Raw genomic sequence first — 13,279 nt, forward strand, 5'->3', positions numbered from 1 at the left:
CATCCGGTCAATCGCCAGTCGTTGCAGGACCCAGCGCGTGACGCGGTGGGTGAGCTTGGATCCATCATCCGCACAGGCCAGCGAAACCTGAAAGATCTTGCGGGGGCAGGACGCCATCGTGCACAGGAATCTGGGGACGCGCACACGCAGGCGGGTCGGGAACCCCACCACCGGCAAGTCGACCAGAGTCCGGACCACGTGATCACGTTTCGTCCCGGGGTGTCCGCACTCGGGACAGGTGGTGGCCACGGCCACCGGGGTGGCGTCGATGATGGTGAAGGGCCCGGCGTCAGCCGCACCGGTGATGGTCAGGCCGATTTCTGCCGTGCGGCAGATGGTGTCGGCGACGAGGTTGCCACTAGACTGCACAGCAAGGTCCTGGTTCGGTCAGATGGAAGCTTCGCAACTCTCATCTTGTACCGGCCAGGACCCCTACATGTTGTGCCACCCCGAACCCCACCCCGTGGTCAGCTACGCACTTCAAATCGTGAAGAGCCGCCAAAGCCTCACATCCCCATAGTGAAGGGCCCTGTATCCCCTGACGCGAGGCCCGCAATCCCCTTAGCAGATGCACCCAGTTTACAGGTGCGATTGGCTACCAGCCGCGGACCTCTTTAAGATGCGAAAACATACAGGCTGGAGTACCGGGAATCTCGTACACGAGGCGATCCCACACGGAGCCTCGGGGGATGGAAAGATCGCCTAGCGTGGCCGCGAAGACGCTGATCCGAGTATGTGCGGCCGTACGGAGCATCGAATACTGTTTGGTGTCCTTCGCGGGCTCAAGAGGAAGTTCTGTGGCAAGCGTGCCGTTTGGGTGAACGGCGAACACGGCTTCTTTGCCTGTATCCGGGTGGAAGGCCAGCACGGATGAGGCATTGACAGGGGAGGCTGTTGTCTCGAAGTCGCTGTAGTCTTTCCTCATCGCGCTGAGATGTGCTCTCCATCGCGCGAACACTCGGATGCGTTCGTAAATATTGATTAGGTGGGTTTCGAGCTTGCTGAAATCCGGCGACCATCCACCTCGAGATTCCAGACCTGATTTCCCAAGCAGGGCCAGTGCCGTTATCGGATAATCCCGGCGCCGCTTACAAACTTGGTCGGCTAAGTAAGAGTCGACTTCCGCGAAGGTATCTGCACAAGCCCCCAGGTCTTCTGCCGTAGGGGCGTAACCATTGTGGATGACCATGTTCCTGACTTCCGACACTTTTTCAATCCAGCGCTCAAGAGCTTTCGGGAGTTCTGTCTGGCCGCTCAGTAGAGGAACCAATCGTTCTTTGACCAGGTTGGTGATGCCCTCGTTTCTGAACTTCTTACCTCTTTTCGGAGCCTTGCCGTTCTGTGAAAACTCGACGGCGGCCTCTCTGGGGTTCAGGCCCCCTTCCCAGAGCAGGTGCTGTAGGAGTTCATCGAAGTACGACTCACATGCCGATGCGTACAGGATAATGGCTACGCGGTAGTCCCCGGCTACACGATGATAATGGGTAGCCTCTCGACGCAAGTCCGCGTAGGAGGAAAACGGTCCCTTCTCCGAGACAGACGCTAGGGCGGAGCCCAAGAAGCCGTCTAAGTTTTCGATGGGAGGCGGAGCTGCGAGAGAGAAAAGGTTCCCGTTGACCAACTGAACAACTTCGGGTCGCACTTTAGGTAGCTCTTGTCCCTGTAGCTCCCAGGGCTCGAATGCTCCCGACGCGGCGGTGAGCAGCGGAGGTAGGGACTCGAGAGTCACCTTCGGCACCAGTGTGTTTTGGATGAGTGCTAACGCGCTGAGGGTCTCGTTGAGCCGGGAAATGGCGTAGGTAAAGGCTTCGTGGAATCTCCTAGACTCGTCCTCGTCTGCATCTGCGACCTCTTCGTCAAACCTCTTGAATTTTTTGCTGACGACAACTTCCGCCACCGTAAATGACATGCCGGAGATGGAATCTCTGAAGGATCCACGGTCGGCGGGACCCCGCAGGCTTCGCGTATCCAGCACGCTCGACACCGCTACCAGGCCTGGCAGAGGATTGGTCTCCACTGTCTGCTGGTGGAAGACGATGTGAACGCTGTCATCTCCCGGATAGGGTGCGCCGTCGGCCGCCACCATATTCGATGGGTGGCGTGTTACAGGGTAACCGTCGGGAACCGGCGCGGCGGGGCTAAAGGGGATGAAGAAGTGCCAGGAATGAAGACGCACAAAAGCTCCTTGTTTCGGCTCAGGCTGCCAATGTGTCCGGACATCGACGGGCCCGTCCCAAGCAGTTTTTTAAACTCTATCACCAACATTTTTGGCTCAGGCGCGTGTCGTCATAGCTGCGGACTGCGAACCGTTATGAAAGGTGAGCCGCATGGGCGCTATAGCTCCCGTGGTTTTCATCCTCACACTCGTCTCCTGGGCCCTAGGCTCGAGGCCCTGAATACCTAAGGGCCAGCACGCCCCCCACCCAAACAAGTCTACGGCACCAGGTGGCATCCCACGTCATGAGCAATGTCACCGTCCGCTCCTTCGCCCCCCTTTGACAAGACCGAGGTCATGGACGTGTAGATCCGCTACCACCTCTTCTTCCGAGGAGGAGGTGCGCACGACGAAGCCAGTAGCGTCATCGGTCAGGCATAACGACTGGCGACAGTCTCATCGTCGTCGCGGAGGCCAGTGCGTCGACGGTCGATCTTGATCGTGTAACGCCGATGCCTGCGGCTGGGGAGCGCTGGTACATCCAGGACCTGTGGGTGGAACCGGCGTATCGCCGGCACGGGGTGGCGTCCGCGATGATGGGGGACATTGAGGCGCAAGCGAGGAGGGCGTCGGCTCCGTTCCTGGAGGCTGAGGTGCGAGTGGAAAACCCTGACGCTCAGAAGCTGATGCGGAGAGTCGGGTTCCAGCTTGTCGGCACCGAGTCGATCATGACGCGGCGGGCAACGTACGCGGACTTTATCCACGACTACAATTGCCACCGAGCCCACACCGCCATCGGCGGCTTAACCCCCATGCAACGCGTTCACAACGTCACGGGGAAGTACAGGCGGTCGGCGTGTCTACATTGAGAACGGCAGTTGATTGGCCTATTGTTACAGCCAACAGATCCCGCAGCCGCCTCTCTCGGAAGCGTCCCGCTGTAGTGGCCCTGGTAGGCCCTAGAAGCACATCGCTTCTAGGGCCTATCCCATTTATGCTAGGTTTGTCCAATGCGGATTAGGAGTCGGTGGAATGGTAAGGAGGGTCCCGTTCCTCTCTATCGGGCAGAGGGTTGACTATCTATATCGAAAAGACTATTTTCCGGATGGCAGTTTACAAGATCAGGATGTAGAACGTCTTGACGCAATGAACTTCCACTATTTCCTTGGTTATGCCCGGAATTTTCGGGAACTTCATTTTGAAGGAAAGCTGACAGGAGCGAAGCTGCCCTCAAGGGTGTTTCGTCTGATTGATGTTGACGCTGAGGTGTCAACTCTTCTTTACTCAGGAATCCGAAATTCTGAATGGCTATTAAGGCACTTTCTGGTTCGGCACTATTGCCAGAAGTTCGAACCCCATGGTTCGTTTCTTGATTTCGAAACTTACCTCGATCTAGGTGGTGAGTACTCGAATGGCCATCTTGCCCGTGGGCTGATGAATGACATACTGGAATACAGTGAATCATATGTCGTCAAACAGCTTCAGGAAGCAGGGTGGGAATTGGGCTACGACGTTCCCATGCGCTGTACGTCAGCTAACTGGGAGCTCTGCCGCGACCTTTCTGACCGCCTTCCTTTCTGGGCGGTAGCGGACAGTTTCTCCCTTGGGCGGCTGGTGAAATTCGTGCAGCGTTGCGACAACGACGAGGACTCTCGCACTCAACTCTGGAGGTCCGTTGCGGACGATATGGGGGTCCCGGCCAAAAGGTTTCAGAGTGGGGCAGAATCTCTGCGGTCGCTCAGGAACCTCGTCTCCCACCAAGCAAGGCTTTGGATGAGACCTACAACCAACACGGCGACGAAAAAGGGTCAGTTCCGCAAGAGGATTGACCGCTGTCACAAGAAGTCGATGCTGGTGGCGTTTTACAGCGTAGCGAGTTTCCAGGGAGACGAGTCGAAGAGACTTGAATTTGCTGATGGGCTTGAGAAGCTGATCAAAAACGAACCCGATTATGAATTTGGTGTCGGTAATTTCGGATCATCCACCCTGCTTGACTGACGGGTACTGGTTCCCATCTCGCCATTTACTCCCAATGTGTATCCTCATAATACCCATCTCCTCCCGTTCCTCCTCGCTCAGTCCCGCGAACGGGCCCTCTCCGTCGAACATACCCTTCGACATTGCTGCCTCAGCCCGTTTCTGGGCTATTCGCGTAGGTCAGAGGGTGTGGGCGCCGAGGCACTTCCGCGTAGGAAGCCCTGTTTTCCCAGGAGGGAACTTTGAAACAGTGCGTCAACCTTCAGTCCTCCTCACCATGGGCTCGAAAAAGGAATTGCCTCCTGGAGGGGGACCTGGTGGGACGTGTAGGAAGCCTCAGCCTGCTCCTGAAGACTGGGAAGGGGTACTCAAAAGGGGACGCGGAGAGGGTGATGCAGAGCGGGGTTAGGAGGGTACAAGATAGGGACCTCATCCACACGGGAGAGGAGCCGAGTTGGGGAGTGGTGTCCTGCTCCCAGGGCTCGCTGCACGAATGCCCGCGCACCTGCTGTACTAGGCGTGGTGCCGCCTTGAACCCAGACCCGCAAAGAATCGCGCAAGCGCCGCATGCCTGTTTCTGCAACTGTTTTGTCAGACTCGGATCGTGTCCCCGACAGTGTCTGGGTGCAGGAATTTGTTGACAGTGCTGATCTGGAGGGGGTAGCAGTGGTGGTTGAAAGGTGAGTCGGGACATCGTTGACACTGTCCAGGCAGTGGGATGTCCATGAGCTATGACAACCCGAACCTTGCGATCGTCAAAGCGACCACCGAGCAGCACATGATCGTGACTGCCGCGGCCCGCGGTTTCGGCCGGTCTCGCCAGTGGATTTACACTCTGCTGGCCCGCTACCGAGTCGGCGGGGTGCAAGCCTTTGCGTCTCAGTCGACGACCCCGCACTCCAGCCTCCGACGCACTCCATACGCCCACATTGACAGTGATCAGTGGGACCCAGGCTACGACCACTAACCGGGACTCCGGGGAGGTCATCGCCGAGCACGACCTGAACCCGAGTCGTCGATACCAGCCCAATCAGCTCAACCGGTGAGCAGAGAACACACGCCCTGCCGCAGAAAAGCAAAAATGAGTCAGGCCCTCACCGAGAACACGTTCTCGAGGTGAGGGCCTGACTGTCAACGATGTCGCGACTCATAGTGTCAACTATGTCCCGACTCATGACATTTGTGTCCCCGACAGGATTCGAACCTGCGACCTTTGGTACCGGAAACCAATGCTCTATCCACTGAGCTACGGAGACATTGCCGCCATCCGCGGGGGATGACAACGGTGAAAGTTTAGCACCACGTCCGGGGTCGGCCCAATCCGGTGCCTGATAGGCGGGAGCGAAGGCTCGGCGACCCCTTGCCGCTACCGGTTCAGCCCCGGCACCTCGGTCACGCTCGCGGACCCGGTGCGCAGGTACTCCACCACCACGTCATCGACGGCCGCGTTCCCCAGGCCGACGTGGCCGTGGCCGCTGCCGTCGACGGTGAGCACGTGGGCATTCATGGCCTCAGCCAGCGCGCGGTGCGTGCCATACGGCGTCTGCGGGTCGCCGGTGGCCTGGATGAGCAGCGGCCGGACCTCCAGCTCCGCCCCGGACGTCGGCGGCAGCCCGGCCACCGGCGCGGCGCCGGCGCAGGCGGCACCGGAGGTGAACATCGCGTTGGGCGCGGTGAAGATGTCGCCGCTGACGAAGTTGCTCCACGCGAACTTCGGCAGGTCGGCCGGGTTGGCGGGGTAGGTGTTCTCGTTGCACATGATGAGGCGCTGCATGAGCTGGGAGTTGGCGGAGTCAAGGAGCCCCTGCTCGGTGGTGGATCCGGCGATCTCCTCGGCGCTGGGCACGGGGTGGGTGCCGTTGATCATGCGGGCCAGGTTGTCCCACTGGGAGACGAAGGGCAGGCCCATGCGGGTGAGCATGAGCAGGGGAGAGGTGGCCTGGTTGCCGCCGGTGGCGGCCTGGGAGCTCAAGCCCTGGGAGGAGACGAGCGCCGGACCGGAAGAGGTCATGGCCTGGGCCCCCACCTCACCCGAGGAACCAAGCCCCGGGGGCAGGTCGCCGACCTGGGCCGGGGGCGGGACGACGGTGGGGTTGGTGCCGGTCTCGGCGACGATGCGCGCGGACCAGGCCTGGTAGACGGCGAGCGGGGTGCGGCCGAGGCCGTAGACGTCGTCACGCTCGGCGACCCATGCCAGGAAGTCGTGGAGGGAGTTCTCGTAGCTGGCCTGCTGGGAGCCCATGATGCCGTTCCAGGCGAGTCCGGGGTCCATGGCGGAGTCGAGGACGACGCGGTCGGTGTGCTGCGGGTAGCGGGTGGCGTAGGCGGAGCCGAGGAAGGTGCCGTAGGACAGTCCCAGGATGGAGATTTTCTCGCGGCCCAGGGCCTGGCGGACCCATTCCCAGTCGTCGACGGTGTTGTCGGTGGTCAGGGAGCCGGTGTAGCCGGGGTGGACGCGCTCGCAGGCCTCGCGGATGAAGGCACCCTGGCGGGTGAGAGTGTCCACCGGGCCCATGGCGAAGGCCTCCTGGGCGCAGGTGATGCCGGTGGAGCCGGGCAGGCCGCGCGGCTGGACGGCGACGCGGTCCCATTCGTTGACGATGCCCGCCGGCCAGGCGGAGTTCTCGGCGTCGCCGAAGTAGGTGTAGGCATCGCCGCCGGGCCCGCCCGGGTTGCCGAACAGCGTGCCGCGGGCGGTGCCGGAGGCGGCGGGCACGCGGACGAAGCCGACGGAGATGGTCTCGCCGGTGGGGTCGGAGTGGTACATGGGGACGTCGATACGCCCGCACTGGGCGCTCGGCTCGGTGACCTGCGCGGGGCAGGCCTCCCAGGTGATCGCGGGCGCGGCGGCGGCCGTCGGCGCGCTCAGCGGCAGCAGGCTGAGGGTGGCGGCGGCGGCGAGAGTGCGGGGGAGAAAACGCATGGGGGACTTCCGGTCGTCGATACGGTGTGGTCGGCTTATATGCTAGCCGCTTCCGGTCCCCGGGGCGGGCGAGAACGCGGCGGGCAGGTGCACTAGACTCATCGCCCATGACACCTGCTGATCTTGCGTCCCTCATCCGGGAGACCGCCGCCGGCGTGCTGGACTCCCGTGACCTCGACGCCTCTGTTCTTCCTGACCCGGTCGTCGTCGAGCGCCCCCGCAATCCGGAGCACGGCGACTACGCCACCAACCTGGCCCTGCAGGTGGCCAAGAAGGTCGGCATGAACCCGCGGGAGCTGGCGACGCTGCTGGCCGACGCTCTCGCGCAGGATCCGGCCATCGACGAGGCCACCATCGCGGGCCCGGGATTCCTCAACATCCGCCTCGCGGCGGCGGCGCAGGGCGAGATCGTGGCCAAGATCCTCGCGGCCGGGGCGGACTACGGGCACCTCGACCTCTACGCGGGCCAGAAGATCAACCTCGAGTTCGTCTCCGCGAACCCGACCGGCCCGATCCACCTCGGCGGCACCCGCTGGGCGGCGGTCGGCGATTCGCTGGGCCGCGTTCTCAGCGCGGCGGGCGCGCAGGTCACCCGCGAGTACTACTTCAACGACCACGGCGGCCAGATCGACCGTTTCGCCCGCTCCCTGGTGGCGGCGGCGCAGGGCGAGCCGACCCCGGAGGACGGTTACGGGGGTGACTACATCCGGGAGATCGCGCAGGCGATCGTCGAGAAGCATCCCGGGGCGCTCGAATCCGACGACGTCCAGGAGACCTTCCGCGCCGCGGGCGTGGAGATGATGTTCGCCCACATCCGGGAGTCGCTGCACGAGTTCGGGACGGATTTCGACGTCTACTTCCACGAGAACTCGCTCTTCGAGTCCGGCGCCGTGGACAAGGCCGTGCGCACGCTCAAGGAGAACGGCAACCTCTACGAATCGGAGGGTGCCTGGTGGCTGCGCTCCACCGACTTCGGCGATGACAAGGACCGCGTGGTGATCAAGTCGGACGGCGACGCCGCCTACATCGCCGGCGACATCGCCTACGTGGCCGACAAGATCGACCGCGGACACGACCTGTGCATCTACATGCTCGGCGCCGACCACCACGGCTACGTCGCGCGCCTCAAGGCCGCCGCCGCCGCGCTGGGTTACGACGCCGACCAGGTCGAGGTCATGATCGGGCAGATGGTCAACCTCGTCCGCGACGGCGAGGCCGTGCGCATGTCCAAGCGCGCCGGCACCGTCATCACCCTCGACGACCTCGTCGAGGCGATCGGCATCGACGCCGCCCGCTATTCGCTCATCCGCTCCTCCGTCGACTCCTCCCTGGACATCGACCTGGCGCTGTGGGCCTCCCAGTCCTCCGACAATCCCGTCTACTACGTCCAGTACGGCCACGCCCGCCTGTGCTCCATCGCGCGGAAGGCCGCGGAGCTGGGCGTCACCTACGAGGATCCGGATCTCTCGCTGCTCACCCACGAGCGCGAGGGCGATCTCATCCGCACCCTCGGCGAATTCCCCGCTGTGGTCAAGGCCGCCGCCGAACTGCGCGAGCCGCACCGCATTGCACGCTACGCTGAGGAACTGGCCGGCGTGTTCCACCGCTTCTACGACAACTGCCAGATCCTGCCGAAGGCGGACGAGGAGGCCGCGCCGATCCACAGCGCCCGCCTGGCGCTGGCCGCCGCCACCCGTCAGACCCTGGCGAACGCCCTCGCCCTGGTCGGTGTCACCGCCCCGGAGAGGATGTAAGCGTATGAGTGCAGACTTCAACGACCTGCCCGCCCACGTCTGGCCGCGCAACGCCGCGCGCCAGGAGGACGGCGTGGTCACCGTCGCCGGCGTGCCGCTGCCCGAGATCGCCGAGGAGTACGGCACGCCCGTCTTCGTCGTCGACGAGGACGACTTCCGCTCCCGCTGCCAGGACATGGCCCGCGCCTTCGGCGGCCCCGAGCACGTCCACTACGCCTCCAAGGCCTTCCTCACCCGCACTATCGCGCGCTGGGTCGACGAGGAGGGGCTGTCGCTCGACGTCGCCTCGCTCAATGAGCTCAAGATCGCCCGGGCCGCGGACTTCCCGGCCGCGCGCATCACCGCCCACGGCAACAACAAGGGGCCGGCCTTCCTGCGGGCCTGCGTCACCGAGGGCGTCGGCCACGTCGTGCTCGACTCCGAGCAGGAGCTCGAGCTTCTCGACGCCATCGCCGCCGGTGCCGACACCGTGCAGAAGGTGATGATCCGCGTGAAGCCCGGCATCGAGGCCCACACGCACGAGGCCATCGCCACCTCCCACGAGGATCAGAAGTTCGGCTTCTCCCTCGCCTCCGGCTCCGCCTACCGCGCCGCCGAGGCCGCCGTGCGCGCCGAGAACCTCGAGCTCGTGGGCCTGCACTGCCACGTCGGCTCCCAGGTCTTCGACGCCGAGGGCTTCACCATGGCCGCCGACCGCGTCCTGGGCCTGTACTCGCAGATCCACCGCGAGCTCGGCGTGCAGCTGCCTGAGCTGGATCTCGGCGGCGGCTACGGCATCGCCTACACCGAGGACGAGCAGCCCCTCAACGTCGACGAGGTCGCCCACGACCTGCTCACCGCCGTGGCCAAGACCGCCGCGGAGCTGGGCATCGAGCCGCCCACCGTCCTCGTCGAGCCCGGCCGCGCCATCGCCGGCCCCGGCACCGTCACCGTCTACGAGGTGGGCACCGTCAAGGACGTCACCATCGCGGACGACGCCAAGCGTCGCTATCTCTCCGTCGACGGTGGCATGTCCGACAACATTCGCCCGGCCCTCTACGACGCGCTTTACGACGCCCGCCTGGTCAACCGCTTCACCGAGGGCCAGGCCGTGGCCTCGCGCCTCGTCGGCGCCCACTGCGAATCCGGCGACATCCTCGTCCGCGACGCCGCCTACCCCGATGACATCGCGGTGGGTGACCTCGTGGCCGTCGCCGCCACCGGCGCCTACGCCTACGCCATGTCCTCGCGCTACAACGCCTTCGGCCGCCCCCCGGTGGTCGCCGTGCGCGCGGGCAAGACGAAGCTCATGCTGCGCCGCGAGACGGTGGAGGACATCCTGGCCCTGGAGCCTTAGGACTCCGCCGGCCGGAGCTCGCCGAAGCCCTCCAGGAGTGACATGACCAGGGAGGTGTAGAGCGGGCCGATGTCAGCGCCCGGCAGCACGGGCGGCCGTGCCTGCCCGGTGCACCGCGCCAGCGCGCTGCGGGCCTCCCGGGCGGCGGAATCCGCCCCCGGGGTCCGCTCCCACGCCCGGTCCCAGGATTCGGCGGCGGCGACGGACAGCCCCGTGCGGTAGTCGTGCAGCGGCGTGAAGCGCTGGCTGTCCAGCCGCTCGCGGGCCGCCGCGCGCGGCAGCGCCTCCCGACGGGCCAGGTCCCGGCGGCGCTCGTTGCGGTCCACCAGAACCCGCAGCGCGGCACTCGCCTCCTCGCCCGTATAACCCACCCGCTGCCCGGCGGCGTTGATCCGGTCGACGGCCGCGCGCACCGGTTCCGGCATGTCCGCCAGCTCCTCGGTGGTCTTGTCCGCGTGCCACACCCGCGCCAGCGACATGTCCGCCCCGGAACCGGGGATGTCCCGCAGGATCTCGGCGGACCAGTTGGCGGCGAAGATGCCGGACAGGGCGAGCATCTCCTCCCGCTCGGCGGTGGTGGCCAGCACCGTGCAGGTGGGCCCGGTGACGTGGACGTCGGCGGCGGGGGAGAGGGGGACGTCGATAAGCGGGGCGCACAACAGCGCGGCGGCGAGCATGCGCGCACGACGGGACATGACCTTCCTCCTTGCGACGTCAACTAGTGGTGCGTTTAGGTTAATAGGAAAAACGTGTTTCGTCGAGTGGGTGGACCTATTCTTGACCCCGGGCGCTGTGGAAAAGGACTGCGCCCGGTAGGCTGGTGCACGTTTAGCCCGGCCACAACCCTCAGGAGCACCATGACGGACCTCACGCAGCCCAGCTACAACCCCGGCAAGGGAGCCGGCGAGCCGGTCGGCATCGCCATTCTCGGCCACGGCACCGTCGGCTCCGAGGTGCTGCGCCTCATGGGCGAGTACTCCGACGCGCTGGCCCACCGCATCGGTGGCCCGCTCGAGCTGCGCGGCGTGGCCGTCTCCGATCTGTCCAAGCCGCGCCCGGGTGTCGCGCCGGAGCTGCTCACCGACGACGCCATGAGCCTGATCAACCGCGATGACGTGGACATCGTCGTCGAGGTCATCGGCGGCATCGACTACCCGCGTGAGCTGGTGCTCGCCGCCCTGCGTGCCGGCAAGTCCGTGGTCACCGCCAACAAGGCCCTCGTCGCCGCGCACGCCGACGAGCTGGCCGACGCCGCCGACGCCGCCAACGTCGACCTCTACTTCGAGGCCGCCGTCGCCGCCGCCATCCCGGTCGTGGGCATGCTGCGCCGCTCGCTGGCGGGCGACAACATCCTGCGTATCTCGGGCATCGTCAACGGCACCACCAACTTCATCCTCGACGCGATGGAGTCCACCGGCGCCACCTACGAGGACGCGCTCGCCGAGGCCACCCGCCTGGGCTACGCCGAGGCCGACCCGACCGCCGACGTCGAGGGCCACGACGCCGCCTCCAAGGCCGCCATCCTCGCCTCCCTGGGCTTCCACACCCGCGTCAAGTTCGACGACGTCAGCTGCGAGGGCATCACCCAGGTCACCGCCGAGGACATCGAGGCAGCCCGCGACGCCGGCTACGTGATCAAGCTCCTGGCCATCTGCGAGCGCCTCACCAACGACGACGGCACCGAATCCGTCGCCTCCCGTGTGCACCCGACCCTCGTGCCCGTCGATCACCCGCTGGCCTCGGTCAACGAGTCCTACAACGCCATCTTCGTCGAGGCCGAGGCCGCCGGTCGCCTCATGTTCTACGGCAACGGCGCCGGCGGTGCCCCGACCGCCTCCGCCGTCCTCGGCGACCTCGTCGGCGCCGCCCGCAACAAGGTCCACGGCGGCCGCGCCCCGGGCGAGAACACCTACGCCAACCTCTCCATCGCCGACCTCGGTGACGTGCGCACCCGCTACCACATCGACATGGAGGTCGAGGACCGCACCGGCGTCCTCGCCGAGCTCTCCGCCATCTTCGCGGCGCGCGACATCTCCCTCAAGACCGTCCGCCAGGAGGAGTCCGGCGACGACGCCCGCCTCATCGTGGTCACCCACTCCGCCCGGGAAGCCGACCTGGCCGCCACCGTCGAGGACCTCAAGCAGGCCCCCGCCGTCAAGGCCGTCGACTCCGTGCTGCGTCTCATCTAGGAGGATCGTCGTTGAGCATCCAGCTTGAGGTGGGCACCCGCGTCACCGTCACCGTCCCCGGCTCCTCCGCGAACCTCGGCCCCGGCTTCGACACCCTCGGCCTGGCCGTCGGCATCTACGATACCGTCGAGGTCGAGGTCATCGAGGCCGGACTCGAGGTCGAGGTCTTCGGCGAGGGCGAGGACGACCTGCCCCGCGACGGCTCCCACCTGGTGGTCAAGGCCATCCGTTCGGGTCTGCACGCCGCCCACGCCGAGGCCCCCGGCCTGCGCGTGGTGTGCACCAACAACATCCCGCAGTCCCGCGGGCTCGGCTCCTCGGCGGCGGCCGCCGTCGCCGGCGTCGTGGCGGCCAACGCCCTGGCCGGCTCCCCGCTGACCACCGACCAGGTCGTCCAGCTGTCCTCCGCTTTCGAGGGCCACCCCGACAACGCGGCGGCCTCCGTCCTCGGCTCGGCGGTCGTCTCCTGGACCACCACCCCCGTCGACGGCACCCAGCCCGGCTACCGCGCCGTGTCCGTCCCCGTGGACCCCCGGATCCGGGCCACCGCCCTGGTGCCGAACTTCCACGCCTCCACCCAGGCCGTGCGCCGGGTGCTGCCGAGCCACGTCACCCACACCGACGCGCGCTTCAACGTCTCGCGCACCGCGGTGATGACCGTCGCCCTGCAGAGCCACCCCGAACTGTTGTGGGAGGGCACCCGCGACCGCCTGCACCAGCCCTACCGGGCCGATGTCCTGCCGGTCACCGCGGAGTGGGTCAACCGCCTGCGCAACCGCGGCTACGCCGCCTACCTCTCCGGCGCCGGGCCGACCTGCATGGTCCTGTCCTCCGGGCCGGTCGAAGAGAATATTCTCGACGAGGCCCGTGCCGCCGGTCTGCGCATCATCGAGCTCGACGTCGCCGGCCCCGTGACCGTGGAGCTGTCCCGGGCGTAGGCCGTTC

9 protein-coding genes, 1 tRNA gene and 1 pseudogene are annotated in these 13,279 nt (G+C 65.6%); 6 read left to right on the forward strand and 5 right to left on the reverse strand.

Annotated elements, in window-relative coordinates:
• On the reverse strand, nt 1-369 hold a 369-nt coding region (locus tag ACFPUZ_RS06420), incomplete at its 3' end, for a transposase family protein (protein WP_377000958.1).
• Nucleotides 370-595: 226 nt separating this feature from the next.
• A complete protein-coding gene (locus ACFPUZ_RS06425; protein WP_377000959.1) occupies nt 596-2,086 on the reverse strand; it encodes a hypothetical protein in 1,491 nt (496 codons plus the stop codon).
• A gap of 506 nt (nt 2,087-2,592) precedes the next feature.
• Here ACFPUZ_RS06425 and ACFPUZ_RS06430 point away from each other — a divergent pair.
• Together ACFPUZ_RS06430 and ACFPUZ_RS06435 are read left to right on the forward strand one after the other, a co-directional pair.
• Nucleotides 2,593-2,865, forward strand: a pseudogene (locus ACFPUZ_RS06430) (GNAT family N-acetyltransferase); the annotation flags it as partial.
• A 436-nt stretch (nt 2,866-3,301) separates the two neighbouring features.
• Nucleotides 3,302-4,153 carry an Abi family protein gene (locus tag ACFPUZ_RS06435; RefSeq protein ID WP_377000960.1) on the forward strand — a complete coding sequence of 284 codons (852 nt, stop codon included), beginning with the start codon at nt 3,302-3,304 and terminating at the stop codon, nt 4,151-4,153.
• Nucleotides 4,154-5,315: 1,162 nt separating this feature from the next.
• Here ACFPUZ_RS06435 and ACFPUZ_RS06440 read toward each other — a convergent pair.
• A tRNA-Arg gene (locus tag ACFPUZ_RS06440) sits at nt 5,316-5,388 on the reverse strand.
• A gap of 110 nt (nt 5,389-5,498) precedes the next feature.
• The gene (locus ACFPUZ_RS06445) at nt 5,499-7,055 is read right to left on the reverse strand and encodes an alpha/beta hydrolase (protein ID WP_377000961.1); all 1,557 of its coding nucleotides are present in this window, start codon (nt 7,053-7,055) and stop codon (nt 5,499-5,501) included.
• Between the two features lie 107 nt (nt 7,056-7,162).
• On the opposite strand from ACFPUZ_RS06445, the gene argS reads away from it, so the two are divergent.
• Together argS and lysA are read left to right on the forward strand one after the other, a co-directional pair.
• The gene (gene argS / locus ACFPUZ_RS06450) at nt 7,163-8,809 is read left to right on the forward strand and encodes an arginine--tRNA ligase (RefSeq protein WP_377000962.1); all 1,647 of its coding nucleotides are present in this window, start codon (nt 7,163-7,165) and stop codon (nt 8,807-8,809) included.
• Between the two features lie 4 nt (nt 8,810-8,813).
• Nucleotides 8,814-10,145: a diaminopimelate decarboxylase gene (lysA, locus tag ACFPUZ_RS06455; protein ID WP_377000963.1), complete on the forward strand. Its 1,332-nt coding sequence runs from the start codon at nt 8,814-8,816 to the stop codon at nt 10,143-10,145.
• On the opposite strand, the gene ACFPUZ_RS06460 is transcribed toward lysA, so the two are convergent.
• Nucleotides 10,142-10,840 carry a hypothetical protein gene (locus ACFPUZ_RS06460; protein ID WP_377000964.1) on the reverse strand — a complete coding sequence of 233 codons (699 nt, stop codon included), beginning with the start codon at nt 10,838-10,840 and terminating at the stop codon, nt 10,142-10,144. The genes lysA and ACFPUZ_RS06460 overlap by 4 nt on opposite strands.
• Before the next feature lie 162 nt (nt 10,841-11,002).
• Here ACFPUZ_RS06460 and ACFPUZ_RS06465 point away from each other — a divergent pair, with 162 nt between their 5' ends.
• Both ACFPUZ_RS06465 and thrB read left to right on the forward strand, forming a co-directional pair.
• Complete coding sequence (locus ACFPUZ_RS06465) at nt 11,003-12,334, forward strand: homoserine dehydrogenase (protein WP_377000965.1); 1,332 nt, start codon at nt 11,003-11,005, stop codon at nt 12,332-12,334.
• An 11-nt stretch (nt 12,335-12,345) separates the two neighbouring features.
• Entirely contained in the window at nt 12,346-13,272 is a 927-nt protein-coding gene (thrB, locus tag ACFPUZ_RS06470; protein WP_377000966.1) for a homoserine kinase, read from the forward strand.
• Nucleotides 13,273-13,279: the final 7 nt, after the last annotated feature.

The organism is Corynebacterium nasicanis, assembly GCF_042658165.1.
Lineage (GTDB): Bacteria > Actinomycetota > Actinomycetes > Mycobacteriales > Mycobacteriaceae > Corynebacterium > Corynebacterium nasicanis.